Raw genomic sequence first — 14,177 nt, 5'->3', positions numbered from 1 at the left:
TATTTCCTAAACCCTTGTGCGACCTGTCACAAAAATGACATTGAAGCTTGCGCCGCTCTAGATCGGCCTTCTAGGATGCCGCCGCCTTTCCAAGGCAATGCATTGCCCCCGTAATGGGGTTCCCATGGAAAATATTGTGCAAAGGAGTTTTGCATGAAACACGTAGCCTACGCCGCCGCTTTCTCCGCTCTCGCCCTGCTGACTGGCTGTGCCAGCCAGAACGTTAGCCAACCGACCGCTCCGCTGACTGGCGCTGTCGAGACTAACCTCAAGGCGGACGTGAAAGTGGGCGAGCCCATCTCCGGTCAATCTTCGGTGAACATCCTGTTCGGTGTGTTCAAGCTGGGTGGTGATACCCAGTTCGCCGACGGCGTGACCTACGGTGGTGGCGAGGGTGGTTTCGCGCTGGGTCTCGACCCGGTTGCTTCCGCCAAGTCCGCAGCTGCCTACAAGGCAGTCAAGGCCTCGGGTGCCGACCTGATCGTCGCCCCGCGTTACGAAGTGAACGTTCAGGATTACTTCGTGTACAAAACCGTTAACGTCAACGTTACCGGCAAGAAAGGCACCGTGACCTCCATCCGTTAATTCGGATAGTCAGGGTAGCTGTCTGAATCGGCAGGCTTGATGCCTGCCGATTCATGAGACGAACGCTGCTGGCGTCGTCGTCTCGCCCGGCCCATAGTTCCAGACCTGCGACCACGATGGTCGACATGGATCAGAACAAGAGGCCCGGCCATGACCCAGTCCCTCCATTACCGTGCATGCCACCTGTGCGAAGCCATCTGCGGCCTAGCCATCGAAACCGCGACCCAGCCTGACGGCAGCACGCAGATTCGCTCGATCAAGGGCGACGCCCAGGACAGCTTCAGCCGTGGCCATATCTGCCCCAAGGCCGTGGCGCTGCAAGACATCCAGAACGACCCCGACCGCATTCGCCAACCCATGCGCCGTATCGGCGACACATGGCAGGCCATTGCCTGGGAGGACGCCTTCGCCCTGGTCGCCGAGCGTCTGAGCGCGATCCAGGCCGCTCATGGGCAGAACGCGGTGGCCGTGTACCAGGGCAACCCCAGCGTGCACAACTATGGGCTGATGACCCATAGCAACTACTTCCTCGGCCTGCTGAAGACCCGCAACCGTTTCTCCGCCACCTCGGTCGACCAGCTTCCGCACCATCTCACCAGCCACCTGATGTATGGCCATGGTCTGCTGATCCCGGTGCCCGATATCGATCACACCGACTTCATGCTGATCCTCGGCGGCAACCCGCTGGCCTCCAATGGCAGCATCATGACCGTGCCGGACGTGGAGAAACGCCTGAAAGCCATCCAGGGCCGTGGTGGCAAGCTGGTGGTGGTCGACCCGCGGCGCAGCGAGACCGCGGCGATCGCCGACCAGCATCTGTTCGTGCGTCCCGGCAGTGACGCCGCCTTGCTGCTGGGTATGCTCAACACCCTGTTCGACGAGGGGCTGACCCGCCCCGGTCACCTGCCGGTCGAAGGGCTGGAGCAGGTGCGTGAAGCCATCGCAGCCTTCGATGCCGAGGCGATGAGCGCGCGCTGCGGGGTGCCGACGGAGACAATCCGCCAACTGGCACGGGACTTCGCCGCCGCCGACAAGGCGGTGTGCTACGGGCGCATGGGGGTTTCCACCCAGGCCTTCGGTACCCTGTGCCAGTGGTTGGTGCAGTTGATCAACCTGGTCAGCGGCAACCTCGACCGCGCGGGTGGCGTGCTCTGCACCCAGCCGGCGGTGGATCTGGTGGCGAGCACTTCGGGCGGGCATTTCAACCGCTGGCAGAGTCGCGTGTCCGGGTTGCCGGAGTACGGCGGCGAGCTGCCAGTCGCGGCGCTGGCCGAAGAGATGCTCACCCCTGGCGAGGGGCAGGTGCGTGCCTTGATCACCGTGGCCGGCAATCCGGTGCTGTCCACACCCAACGGCCGGCAGTTGGAGCAGGCGCTGGAGGGGCTGGACTTCATGCTGGCGGTGGACTTCTACATCAACGAAACCACCCGCCATGCCGACCTGATCCTGCCACCGACCGCGCCGCTGGAGCACGACCACTACGACACCACCTTCAACCTGCTGGCCGTGCGCAACGTCACCCGCTTCAACGAGGCGGTACTGGCCAAGCCGGAGGGCGCCCTGCACGACTGGGAGATCTTCGTCGGCCTGGCCCAGGCCTTCGCCAAGCACAACGGTCTGGAGCTGAAACCGACCCTGGCCCCGGAGCAGATGATCGACATGGGCCTGCGCTTCGGCCCCTATGGTGATCGCAGCGAGCGCAAGCTCAGCCTGGCGGCGCTGCGCGAGCAGCCGCACGGTATCGACCTGGGGCCGCTGCAGGCGAACCTGGCGGCACGTCTGAAGACTCCGAGCAAGGCGGTGCAGGCTGCACCCGAGCTGCTGTTGGCCGATCTGGCGCGTTTTGCCGAGCAGGCCGCGTCGGCTGCCGATGAGCTATTGCTGATCGGTCGTCGCCATGTGCGCAGCAACAATTCCTGGATGCACAACTATCATCGCCTGGTGAAGGGCAAGCCGCGCCATCAGTTGTTGATGAACCCGGCCGATCTGGCCAGTCGTGGCCTGGCCGATGGTCAGCGCGTACAGGTACGTTCGCGGGTCGGCAGCATCGAGGTAGAGGTGGCAGCCAGCGACGAGGTGATGGCCGGTGTGGTCAGCCTGCCCCATGGTTGGGGACATGCCCGTCCGGGCGTGCAACTGGACATCGCCCGTGCGCAACCGGGTGCCAGTGCCAACGACCTGACCGACGAGCGTCGGCTCGATGCACTGTCCGGCAATGCCGTGCTCAATGGCGTGCCGGTGCAGGTGGTGGCTGCTTAGGGGGCGTATTAAGGTTCTTCGCACTTTCAGGGGGAGTAGCTGGTTGACACCGGACTGGCAAGTTTGTGTGTTGGTTTCGGTGTTCTAGCTACTTATCAGTGTTTAGCTGATGCCTCCCGTTTCGCCCCCCGGCGACCTTCTTTTGTCAAACGCCACAAAAGAAGGCAAAAAGGCTTGGCCCCGCCATCCGGCCCCGGCTGCGCCGGGGTTCGTTCGCTCCATCGCTGCTCCGAGGGCACGCCGCGAAGGGCCGTCCCTGGCCAGTCGCGGCTCTCGCGGCATCCATGCCGCTCAACCCTCTACGCAACGATTCCACTCACCCTCCTGAAGGTGCCATGCGCGCGCCTGAGCGGACAGGTATGCCAGGTCAGTCCTGCGTGCTCTGGGGGCTGTGAAGTCGCGATGTGGCTGTCGAATTAAACCAATACGTTCATTCGCGTACTTTCATCTCGCCGGCCTGCAGCCGGCATTCTGGTCAGCCCCAAGGCTGACCTCATGTTCATGCACGCAGAGTCCCAAAGAGTTACCGGAGGTTCAGGCGCGTGCAGAGCCCGCCCAGGAGGGCGAACGGAATCGTCGTGGAAGAGGTTGAGCGACATGGATGTCGCGAAAGCCACGATGGGCCAGGGATGGCCCACCGTGGCGGGCCTCTGGAGCGGCGATGGAGTGAGCGAACCCTGGCGAAGCCAGGGCCGGATGACCGGGCGGAGGGTTTTGGTTACTTTTGCCCGTCAAAAGTGACTCGCCCGGGCGGGCGAAACAAAAAACATCAGCAAAAACGCGGCTATTCGGAACAGGCCCCCCCAACAAGCACACAAACTTGCCAGCCCGGTGTCGACCAGGCATCCCCCCTGGAAATGCGATGGATCGAATTTATTCGCGATCTTGTTCTAGCTCGCCAGGTCGTAAACAGCTCTAGGGATGACGGCAAGGCCGAGCATTATGCTCGGCTTTTCGCTACAATCGCGCCACCGTGGCGACCTTCGGGTCGCGAAGTCTATGCCGAGGTGCCCCATGGATATCATCGAAACCATCAAAGAGCAGATCGCCAACAACACCGTTCTGCTGTACATGAAAGGCTCGCCCAACGCTCCGCAGTGCGGCTTCTCCGCCCGTGCTGCGCAGGCGGTGATGGGCTGCGGCGAGAAGTTCGCCTACGTCGACATCCTGCAGAATCCGGAAATCCGCGCAAACCTGCCCAAGTACGCCAACTGGCCGACCTTCCCGCAACTCTGGGTGGCCGGTGAACTGGTCGGCGGCAGCGACATCCTCAGCGAGATGTATGAGAAGGGCGAGCTGCAGACCCTGATCAAGGATGCCGTGAGCAAGGCCAGCGCCTGATCGCCAGCCGTGCACGACAAAGAACCCGCCTCGGCGGGTTCTTTGCTTTCTGCCATCAGCTTTCTATTTCTGCAGCCACTGGCCGTTCAACTGGATGTACTGGCCCTTTGGGGTGCGGTCGATGGCCTTCTTGCCGGCGATGGCCTCCACATCGCTGAGGCCGATGCCGTTGTCCTTGGCCACTTTCTGGTATTCGGCGCGGCGCGCCTGGTTGATCAGCCGGGCGATCTCCTCGGCCTGGCCGCCGGGCCTGACCACGCCGAGATAACCATTGGGCTGCTCGCCCAGTTGGCCGCTGGTCTTGGCTTCGCTCAGGGCGCTCATGGCCTGGTTGAGACTCATGGCATAGGCCGGCAGGCTCAGGGTCAGTGCCAGCAGCAGCGTCGAGAGGTATCGAATCATCGTCTTTCTCCGTGGAACCGGTCGGGCAGGGGGCTCAGAACAGACCGCTGTCTTCGTTGAAGACCTCGTCAAGCGCCCTGTCCACCTTGATGTAGATTTCATGCTCGACCTTGACGTTGAGGTTGATGTTGATCGGCTCGTTGGGCATGGCCAGTTGCACCGTCGGGGTGCAGGCCTGGCACAGTAGCCCGAGGCTCAGGGCGGCGAGGAGGCGATACGGGCGCATGGCGCTACTCCTTGGGTGCTTGGGGGACGCGCTGGCGCATCCGTTGCTGAATCCGTCGCTGGATGATGTCGTTGACCTTGCCGGTCAGTTGCAGGCTGGCCAGCAGGGCTGGAATGTCTTCTTCCAGATTGATGTTGAAGTGAATGGGGCGGCCCTGCTCGATGGCCGGGTTCTGTCCATGCAGGCGTATGCCAAGGCGCAGTGTGCCGGAGCTGTCGTAGTCGAGGCTACTGCTGAGCAGATCGTAGTGGAAGTCCTGCAGCGCGTCGGTGACCAGCTTCATGCCGGGGTTGGTCTGGCCCATGGCGCGTATGCGCGGTGAGTCAAAGCGCAGGCGCCCACCGGGCGGGCGGGCCTGAATCTGGCCGCCTTCGATGCTCAGGCCTGTGCCCAGGTGCACGGGCAGGGTGCCATCGATCAGGCCGCTGCCGGCCAGCCCTTCGGTGGGATAGACACGAAACAGGGTTTCCAGATTCAGGCCGCGTAGCTGCAAGGGCAACACCTGTTCGGGCTGCGCCAGATCCCAACGGGTGGCATCCAGGCTGAGCTGACCATCGAGCACGCCCAGTTGCGCCTGTTGCAGGTGCACCTGGCCGACTCCGGGCTTGTTCAGGCGCGCCTGGTAAGCCCCCTGTAGCTTCAGTGGCCCGAGCACGATACCGGGATCGATTTCGGCGGCCTGCAGCTCGGCGAGCTGCAGGTTCAGACGATCACCGTCGAGAGCCAGGCGCAGCGTGCCGTCGACCCCACTCAGGCTGCTGCGGTCGTAGATACCGGCCAGGCCCTTGCCGCTCAGCTCGGCATTCAGGTGCAGCGGCTGGCCAACGGGTAGCGCCAGGTGGGCCTGGCCGTGCAGGCGGCCCTGATCCAGCGACAGCAGCGGTGGCCAGTGGCGCAGGGTGGCTGGCAAGGGGTTGCCGGCGCGCAGGAACAACTCGTCCAGGCGGGCGTCCAGGCGCATGCCGCTTGCCGCATCACGTTGCAGTTGCAGGCCCAGTTGCAGGCCGGAGTCGGCCGCCAGCGAACCCGTGGCGGACTGCTCATCGAGAGTGGCCTGCACTTCACCTTGCCATCGCCAGCCTTGGGGGTTCAGCACCGCCTGCCGCAGTTCGCCCAGTTCCAGCTTGAGCGGGCCGCTCAATTGCGGCGACTGGGGTGAGCCTGTCAGTTTCAGAGCGGCCAGTTCGGCATGCAGTCGCCTGGCTTGCACTTCTGCTTGTTGCACACGTTCGAGGGTCAGTTGCGAGCCGGGTTCGAGCTGCAGATCCACATGCTGTTCGGCGAGCATGCCGGCAAGCTGCAGTTTCAGGTCGATGCCCCCGAGCTGGCTGTCGGCCAGTTGCAGGCGTTCGCTGCGGGCATGCAGGTGCGCCTGTCTGACCTGGAGTTGCCAGCCCGGCCACTGCCCGAGCGCCAGTTCGGCTTCGGCCTCCAGGCGCAGCGGGCCCTGGCTGCTCAGGGCCAGGTGCAGGGCGATATCGGTTTCGTCCTGCTTGGCTACCGGGCTCAGGCGCAGCGTCAGTGGGCCGCTGTCCAGGCCCTCGGCTATCTGAGCCTGCCAGGGCGCGGCGCCTGGGTCGAGCTGCAGTTCGCCTTGCAGTTGCCGCGCCTGCCAGCGCGTGCCCAGGTTCTCCAGGTGCAGCGCCAGCGTGCCACTGAGCAGGCCGAGCCTTGGCACTGGCCAGGGTTCGGGTAATTGTGCATCCAGTTGCAGCCAGCCAGGGCTTTGCAGCAGGTGCGACAAGGCCGCCGTGTCGCCCAGTTGCACCTGCCACTGGGCATTGAGTGCCATCTGTCGCGGGGCCTGGGGCAGGGCGGTGTCATCGCGCAACAGCCATTCGCCCAGCCAGTCGACGACCCAGGCAAGATCCCCGCTACCCGGGGTGCCCAGTTCGCCCTGCCAGCGCAGGCCGGCAGCCTCTGGTTGCAGGCGGGTATCCAGGAGCATCTGCAACTGTTCATCGAGCAGCAGGCTGGCGGTCAGGTGCCGCGGCGTGTCGCGCGTTGGCGCCAGGCCCTCGAGCGTTGCCCGTAGTTCGGCGTGGTGTTCGCCGCGCAGCAGTTGCGCACTCAGTTGCAGGGCGTCGCCCTGCTGGCGCAGTTCGAGGTCGCCTGCCAGCGTGCAGCGGCCCCTGGCGCAGGGTAGGTGCGCGTCGATGCTCTGCAGTTGAATGTGCGCAGGCAGCCAGGGCAGGATTGCCGCTAGCTGGCCGAGGTCGAGAGGCGGCTCGCTGCGACTTTCGCCGGAGCTGGCCTGCACTTCCACCTGCAGGCCATGCAGCGACAGGCTGGAGTGTGGCCACAGGCGCAGCCGTACTTGCTCGGCATGCAGGCGCAGGCTGCCATCGTCACGCAGCAGGCCGAGATCCTCGGCGTGCAGGCCCTGCCAGGTGGGGCCGAGACTGCGCCAGTCGAGCTGCAGGCCTTGTGCGTCCAGCAGGCCATGCACGCGGTAAGCGGCGTAGCCGGCGAGCACCAGCAGCAGTACCAGCAATGCTGCCAGGCTTTTCAGCCAGAATCGCCGGCTGCCCATGCTCTCTCCTCGTCCGCGCATCAGTCGGCGACGGTAACCCAAGGTGTCGAAGGTGCCAAGCCGGGGCGAACGGGCATTGCTGCTGATCCGCGTCTACCGCGCAGTTGCCGCCGTTCAGCGAATATCAGGCCTTGTTGGCAACCCCGGCGATTACCGGGCGACTCAGGCGCTGGGCTCGGCCATGCGTGCAGGGCAGGTGCAGACTTTCCGGTTCCGCTCGGCGCGCTGTCCGGCAGGCGGTAACAAGGTGGCGCTGTACGTATCTGGGCCTTTGCCGAGAACAAACCCCGTAATCTTCGGCTGTGGTTGTGCGAAGCACGGCCGACTACGGGGCCTTCAAGCAGGCGCAGACGCCCGATCAACCGCGGCTGTTCCGTCGAGTGCAATTTCTGCTGCAGGGGCAGTTGCCGCAGCCGGCCTGAAATACTCGACGAACTGCCTGCAATGCCCCGAAACAGAGCGCTGCGCGGATTTGCCGCACGGAGTTGTGCACAATGACGGCGCAGCTTGTCATGTCACTGTCAAAAAGCGCCGTAAGCGTTTGATTTTTCGTAGCGCTTTATTAAGTCAATGAAAAATATGAGATTTTTTAGCTGGTGAAAAAATCGACAGTTTGTCTCGAAGCCCCGATTCTTAGGCACTCAAGCCCCTTTCGCGCAACTTGTTCACTGAGTTATCCACAGGTTCTGTGGATTGTGTCGAGACATCGCGCAGGAACCGAATTCACCTCGTCTGGCAAGTCTTTACCTTGGCGAAAAAAAGAGTAGAGTGGCGCGCCCCAGCAGTAACCCTCTGTTGATTTATGCCTCGTGTTCTCCCTGCAGTAGCCGCTGTCACCCCCTCTGGCCGCACCCGTTTGCCCATGCGTGTCGCGCTCTGGCTCCTCGACCGTCCGCGTCTGGGGCAAGCGCCCAGCGTCAAGCGCATCGCCGGCAACCTGCTCAAGCAACCGGCACGCAGAGGCTGCGTGCAGGCGCAAAGCCGCCTGGGCCAGTTGCTCTGCCGTGACTGTGGCAATACCCGTGATCGCCGTATCGGCTACGAACTGCTGCGTCAGGCGGCCCGTGCCGGTGATCGTGGCGCCCAACAGGAGCTGCAGCGCCTGTCGCGCTGAACACGGCTGCTGGCCCTGTGTAGGCTGCCGTCTGGGTATACTGCCCGGCACTCGCACCTGGAGTGTCTATGCCCATCGATCCCTTATCCCTCGCCATTGGCGCTACCGTCACCCTGATTCCGCTGCTGGCCGGCCTCTGGGCGTTGCAGCGGCGCGTTGTCCAGGCTCAGGGCGAACAGGCGCTGCTGCAGGAGCGTCTGGAACATGCGCAACTGAGCCAGGCGGGCCTGCATGCCCAGCTCGACGCCTGCCGCACGGAGCTGGCCGAGATCAGCGAGATCAAGGTCGAGCAGCAGACCGAGCTGGCCGGTCTGCGCCGTGAGAACGAGCTGCTGCAGCAGGAGCGGCAGATCGCCCGCGAAGCGGCGCAGAGCTGGAACCTGCAGCGCGAGCGCAGCGAGAGCGAAGTGCGGCGGCTGACCGCCGAATGTGCGGCGCTATCGGCGGAGCTGCAGGAGAACCGCGACAATCAGCAGCAACGCCTGGACGACCTGCAAGGCGCCCGCGACGAACTGCGCGCGCAGTTCGCAGAGCTGGCGACGAAGATCTTCGACGAGCGCGAGCAGCGTTTTGCCGAGAGCAGCCAGCAGCGCCTCGGGCAACTGCTCGACCCGCTCAAGGAGCGCATCCAGGCCTTCGAGAAGCGTGTCGACGAGAGCTATCAGCAAGAGGCACGCGAGCGTTTTTCCCTGGGCAAGGAGCTGGAGCGCCTGCAACAGCTCAACCAGCGCCTGGGTGACGAAGCGACCAACCTGACCCGTGCCCTGAAAGGGCAGAAGACCCAGGGCAACTGGGGCGAGTTGGTGCTCGAGCGGGTGCTGGAGCATGCCGGCCTGGAGAAGGGGCGTGAGTATCGCACCCAGGTCAGCCTCAAGAGCGCCAGTGGCGAGCGCTACCAGCCGGATGTGCTGGTCAATCTGCCAGGCGAGCGCCAGGTGATAGTCGATGCCAAGGTCAGCCTCAACGCCTATCAGCAATTCATCGCTGCCGAAGACGAGGCCAGCCGCCAGCAGGCGCTCAAGCAGCACCTGCTGTCCTTGCGCAGCCACCTCAAGGGTTTGTCCGGCAAGGATTATCAGCGTCTGGAGGGCTTGCACAGTCTGGATTTCGTCCTGCTCTTCGTGCCCATCGAGGCGGCGTTCGCCGCTGCCTTGCAGGCCGAGCCGAACCTCTTCCAGGAGGCCTTCGAGCAGCAGGTGGTGATCGTCAGCCCGACCACCCTGCTGGCGACCCTGCGGGTGATCGACAGCCTCTGGCGCCAGGAGCGTCAGGGCCAGAACGCCCGCGAAATCGCCGAGCGTGCCGGCCAGCTCTATGACAAGTTCGTCGCCTTCATCGCCGATCTGGACGAGATGGGCAGCCGCCTGCAACAACTGGACAAGGCCTACGCCGCCGCACGCAACAAGCTGGTAGAGGGCCGGGGCAATCTGGTCGGGCGGGTGGAGAACCTGCGCCTGCTCGGTGCGCGGGCGAGTAAGAACCTGCCGGCTGACCTGCTCGAACGTTCGGCCGACCTGCCGGCGTTGGATGAGCGGTAAGTGAGCATTTCGGGATATCAGAAAAGGCAGTCTTGATACCGGACTGGCAAGTTTGTGTGTTGGTTTCGGTGTTCTAGCTGCTTATCAGTGTTTAGCTGATGTCTCCCGTTTCGCCCCCCGGCGACCTTCTTTTGTCAAACGCCACAAAAGAAGGCAAAAAGGCTTGGCCCCGCCATCCGGCCCCGGCTGCGCCGGGGTTCGTTCGTTCCATCGCTGCTCCGAGGGCCCGCCGCGAAGGGCCATCCCTGGCCAGTCGCGGCTCTCGCGGCATCCATGCCGCTCAACCCTCTACACAACGATTCCACTCACCCTCCTGAAGGGGCCACTCGCGCGCCTGAACGAACGGGCACTCCATAGGTTGCTCAGCGTGTTCTTGTAGTTATGAAATCGCGATTGGGTTCTCGAGTTAAACCAAAACTTTCATTCGCGTAGTTTCAGTTTGCCGGCCTGCAGCCGGCATCTCGGTCAGCCCTACGGCTGACCTCATGTTCAAGCACGCAGAGTCCCAAAGAGTTACCGGAGGTTCAGGCGCGTGCAGAGCCCGCCCAGGAGGGCGAACGGAATCGTCGTGGAAGAGGTTGAGCGACATGGATGTCGCGAGAGCCACGATGGGCCATGGATGGCCCACCGTGGCGGGCCTCTGGAGCGGCGATGGAGTGAGCGAACCCTGGCGCAGCCAGGGCCGGATGATCGGGCGGAGGGTTTTGGTTACTTTTGCCCGTCAAAAGTGACTCGCCCGGGAGGGCGAAACCAGAAACATCAGCAAAAACGCGGCAATTCGGAACAAGCCCCCCTGAACAAGCACACAAACTTGCCAGTCCGGTATCAACCAATCCGATGCAAAGAACCCACTGTTAACGCAGCAATGTCAAGGCTGTTTTTCAACGCCCTGCTAACGGCGCTGTTGCTGTTCGATACGCCCTACATACTCACGCAACCAGCCGGCCAGCTCACCTGGCTCGGCCAGAAGTTGCCAATGCCCGGCCCTTACCTTGCGCCGGGTCAGCGACGGCGCCCAGCGCTGCAGATCATCGAATAGCTGTGGCCGCACGAAGCGATCGTGCAGCGCCACGATCAACTGCACCGGCACGGGGGTGGTGCGAATGCGCGGGCGGAACAGGCGACGGATGAAGTTGGCGCGATAGAGCTGTACACCGTGGATGCCATCGGCGCGCTGGCTGGTGTGTCGTTGCGGCTGGGCGATGCCCTCCAGGCGTTGCAGCAGCCAGGGCCAGGCGCGATCCAGGCCGAGACGCCAGGTCAGTTCGGGCAGCAGCGGCAGGTGAAAGAAAGCGATATACCAGGAGCTGAGCAATTGCCCTGCGGCCTGTAGCCAGGGGCGCAGGCGACGCTGCGCCAGACGTTCGCGCAGCCAGTGACCGACGTGATCCAGGCAGGGCCCGGAGAGGCTGGTATAGGAGGCCAGCAGCGGCTGCATGCGTGGCTCGGTCACCGCTTCCCAGGCCTGGATCGAGCCCCAGTCGTGGGCCACCAGATGCACCGGGCGGTTCGGGCTGGTGGCCAGGATCACCGCCTCCAGATCACGCGCCAGGTGTTTCAGGCGATAGGCCTGGCGCTGGCGTGGTTTATCCGAAGCGCCAAAGCCGCGCACGTCATAGGTGATGATCTGATAGTCGGCGGCCAGCGCAGCGATCAACGGCAGCCAGACGCCATGGTGATCGGGGTAGCCGTGTACCAGCAGCAGGGGAGTGGCATCTGCCCGGCCCCAGCGCTGCACGGCCAGGTTCAGGCCATCGCCACGGACGGTCAGCCGTTGCAGCGCAGGTGGTTCGAGTGGCAGGGCGGCGTTCATGACAGGCCCTCGGTGTGGCAGGTGTGAGGCAAGCAGGTCGGCATCGGGGCTCCAGGTGCAGGTTTCTTACATCGTTCGATGTCATTGTTGTGCGCCTGGCAGGCCTTGCCTAGCGCCCCTGGTTGCTGGCCTGCTGTGTTACCTCCGGGCGAAAGCCCTCTGGCATGCGGGTTTCCCGGCCTGATGGAGGCTTACCGCTGACACCTGAAGGCGGTAAGTCCAGCCCTTGGTTCGGGTGGCCCATGCGGTTGTTGCACCTCATTGAGCGGGGCTATGATCGGCCGATGAAAATTTCCTCCCCATTGGTGCAACGTCTGCTCGGCATGAGTCACCCGGTTGCCGAGGCGACGCAGGCTGAATTCAGCGTCGAGCAACTGGCTGCCGCCGCGCAGACTACCGTGCGCAACGTGCGTGCCTATCAGGATCGCGGCTTGCTGCCGCCGCCGCAGCGGCGTGGCCGGGTCGGCATCTACAATGCCGAGCATCTTTCGCGCTTGCGCCTGATCGGTCAGTTGCTCGAGCGCGGCTACACCATCGCCAGCATTCGTGAGCTGCTGGAAACCTGGGAGCAGGGGCGTGACCTGGCCCATGTCCTGGGTCTGGACGAAGCCATTCGCGGCCCAGGGCAGCCGGAGGTCGCCTCGCGTCTGGAGTTCAGCGAGCTGCAGGAGCTGTTCGGCGAAGCGCTGGACGATTCATTGATCGAACGCGCCCAGGCCCTCGGCCTGCTGGAGTTCGCTGGCGATCACCTGCGCGTGCCCAGTCCACGGTTGCTGGCTGCCGGGGTGGCGCTTTACCGCGCGGGCATTCCCTTGCCGATACTGCTCGATGAGCTGGCGACCATACGTGGCCATATCGAACGGGTGTCGACCGGCATCGTGCGGATGATCGTCGAGCAATTGGTCAATCCCCGTCTGCAAGCGCCGCTGCCGCATGCTCGCGAACTGGAACACCTCAGCGCCCAGTTGCTGCAGTTGCGCCCCCTGGTGGAGCAGGTGATCGAGGCCGAACTGAGCCGTGGTCTGCCGCTCGCTGCCAATCGGGAACTGAGTGAACGGGTCAATCAGTTGCTGCAGGGCTTCCTGCAGCGCTCTTCATGAGTACAGCAGCGTGGCGGCGCCGGTAAGCAGCCCGAGCAACATGATCGGCAGACAGCGCAGCGCCAGATGACGACCGCCAATCAGCAGGATCAACCCGGCCTTGACCAGGCTGTTGCTCAGCGCGGCAAGGAAGATACCGTGCACGGCCACCTGCTGATTCAGCCCCGCCTGGGCACTGCGTGCCAGTGACAGGGTAATGGCATCGACATCTGCCAGCCCTGACACCAGTGCCACCAGATACACCCCGGCATCCCCCAGCCAGTGCCTGGCCCCCTCGACCAACGCCAGGATTAACACCAACAGCGCAGCGAAACGCAGTGCTGGCGCCAGCTCGAAAGGGTTCTTCAGCGGTGGTTCGCCGCCTTCTTCCGGTGTGCGACCGGCCAGGCGATAGAAAGCGAGCGCGCCAGCGGCATATATCAGCATGGGCACGGCCAGTGGCCAGAACAACTGGGCGAGCAGAGCATGCTCGATCACCCCCACTTCCAGCAGCACGCGGGGAAACATCAGCGCCGAGGTGGCCAGCAGGCCGCAGACCAGCATGGCCCGCAAGCGCGTGTTCCCCTGCAGGCGGGCGAGGGTGAGGGTCATGGCGGTGGAAGAGACGATGCCGCCAAGCAGCGCGATGATCAGCAGGCCGTGACGGGTGCCCACCAGGCGAATGGCGACGTAGGCGGCAAAACCTATGGCGGCGATGACCACCACCATCCACCAGATCACGTAGGGATTGAACACGCCCCAGGGGCCATAACCTTGATTGGGTAGTGCGGGCAGCAGCACCAGGGAGATGAACAGCAGCTTCAGGGCGCCCAGCACCTCGCTCTCGCTCAGGTGCTGCAGCGCACTGTGCAAGGTGCGCTTGAGGCTGAGCAGCAAGGCCACCGCCACCGCACCCGCGGCTGCCAAGGGCGCCTGACCCGCCACCGCCAGGCTGCCGAGGGCGAAGGTGATCAGCAGTGCCACCTCGCTGGTCATGCCCAATTCCTGATGCTGGGTCAGGTCGCCGATGTAGGAGGTCAGTACCAGTGCGCTGAAGCCCAGGAACACCACGGCCCAGGCCAATACGCCGAAGTGCTCGCCGAGTAGCAGGGCGAAGCCCCCGAGCAGGCCGCTCAGGCCGAAGGTGCGGATGCCTGCGGCTAGGCGTGCATCGTCCTGGTCACGCTCCTGCCAGCCGCGCTCGGCGCCGATCAGCAGACCGGCCGCCAGGGCGCTAGCGAAGTTGAGCAGCAGTTGCAGCGCATCGGACATGGCGCATCCTTGAGC

The 14,177-nt window shown here is 64.0% G+C and carries 11 protein-coding genes; 6 read left to right on the top strand and 5 right to left on the bottom strand.

The features are described 5' to 3' along the window. The first annotated feature begins 153 nt into the window (after nt 1-153). The 3 genes from OU800_RS17680 to grxD all read left to right on the top strand — a co-directional run bounded on the left by OU800_RS17680 (nt 154) and on the right by grxD (nt 4,185). Nucleotides 154-585 carry a hypothetical protein gene (locus OU800_RS17680; RefSeq protein ID WP_268178640.1) on the top strand — a complete coding sequence of 144 codons (432 nt, stop codon included), beginning with the start codon at nt 154-156 and terminating at the stop codon, nt 583-585. A 150-nt stretch (nt 586-735) separates the two neighbouring features. Continuing rightward, nucleotides 736-2,844 carry a molybdopterin oxidoreductase family protein gene (locus tag OU800_RS17675; RefSeq protein ID WP_268178639.1) on the top strand — a complete coding sequence of 703 codons (2,109 nt, stop codon included), beginning with the start codon at nt 736-738 and terminating at the stop codon, nt 2,842-2,844. Nucleotides 2,845-3,858: 1,014 nt separating this feature from the next. Beyond that, nucleotides 3,859-4,185, top strand: coding sequence for a Grx4 family monothiol glutaredoxin (gene grxD / locus OU800_RS17670; protein WP_230925182.1), 327 nt, complete (start codon nt 3,859-3,861; stop codon nt 4,183-4,185). Nucleotides 4,186-4,248: 63 nt separating this feature from the next. Here grxD and OU800_RS17665 read toward each other — a convergent pair whose 3' ends face one another. The 3 genes from OU800_RS17665 to OU800_RS17655 are packed head-to-tail and all read right to left on the bottom strand — an operon-like array spanning nt 4,249 to nt 7,346. Then, entirely contained in the window at nt 4,249-4,587 is a 339-nt protein-coding gene (locus OU800_RS17665; RefSeq protein ID WP_268178637.1) for a YdbL family protein, read from the bottom strand. Between the two features lie 34 nt (nt 4,588-4,621). Further along, nucleotides 4,622-4,813 (bottom strand): YnbE family lipoprotein, encoded by a 192-nt coding sequence (locus OU800_RS17660; RefSeq protein WP_268178636.1) that lies wholly within the window; start codon nt 4,811-4,813, stop codon nt 4,622-4,624. A 4-nt stretch (nt 4,814-4,817) separates the two neighbouring features. Then, nucleotides 4,818-7,346: a YdbH domain-containing protein gene (locus OU800_RS17655; RefSeq protein ID WP_268178635.1), complete on the bottom strand. Its 2,529-nt coding sequence runs from the start codon at nt 7,344-7,346 to the stop codon at nt 4,818-4,820. A gap of 862 nt (nt 7,347-8,208) precedes the next feature. Here OU800_RS17655 and OU800_RS17650 point away from each other — a divergent pair. Continuing rightward, nucleotides 8,209-8,460 (top strand): sel1 repeat family protein, encoded by a 252-nt coding sequence (locus OU800_RS17650; RefSeq protein WP_268178634.1) that lies wholly within the window; start codon nt 8,209-8,211, stop codon nt 8,458-8,460. A gap of 182 nt (nt 8,461-8,642) precedes the next feature. Beyond that, nucleotides 8,643-9,998: a DNA recombination protein RmuC gene (rmuC, locus tag OU800_RS17645; protein WP_268184365.1), complete on the top strand. Its 1,356-nt coding sequence runs from the start codon at nt 8,643-8,645 to the stop codon at nt 9,996-9,998. 892 nt (nt 9,999-10,890) lie between these two features. Here rmuC and OU800_RS17640 read toward each other — a convergent pair. Further along, nucleotides 10,891-11,811, bottom strand: a complete 921-nt coding sequence (locus OU800_RS17640) for an alpha/beta fold hydrolase (RefSeq protein WP_268178633.1) — start codon at nt 11,809-11,811, stop codon at nt 10,891-10,893. Nucleotides 11,812-12,095: 284 nt separating this feature from the next. On the opposite strand from OU800_RS17640, the gene OU800_RS17635 reads away from it, so the two are divergent. Beyond that, nucleotides 12,096-12,911: a MerR family transcriptional regulator gene (locus tag OU800_RS17635; RefSeq protein WP_268178632.1), complete on the top strand. Its 816-nt coding sequence runs from the start codon at nt 12,096-12,098 to the stop codon at nt 12,909-12,911. On the opposite strand, the gene OU800_RS17630 is transcribed toward OU800_RS17635, so the two are convergent. Then, entirely contained in the window at nt 12,906-14,162 is a 1,257-nt protein-coding gene (locus OU800_RS17630; protein WP_268178631.1) for an MgtC/SapB family protein, read from the bottom strand. The two genes, OU800_RS17635 and OU800_RS17630, sit on opposite strands and share 6 nt — an antisense overlap. Nucleotides 14,163-14,177: the final 15 nt, after the last annotated feature.

It is taken from the genome of Pseudomonas sp. GOM7, assembly GCF_026723825.1.
Taxonomy (GTDB): Bacteria; Pseudomonadota; Gammaproteobacteria; order Pseudomonadales; family Pseudomonadaceae; genus Aquipseudomonas.
Note: the sequence above shows the minus strand (reverse complement) of the source record. Positions and strands in the feature narration are given on the sequence as shown.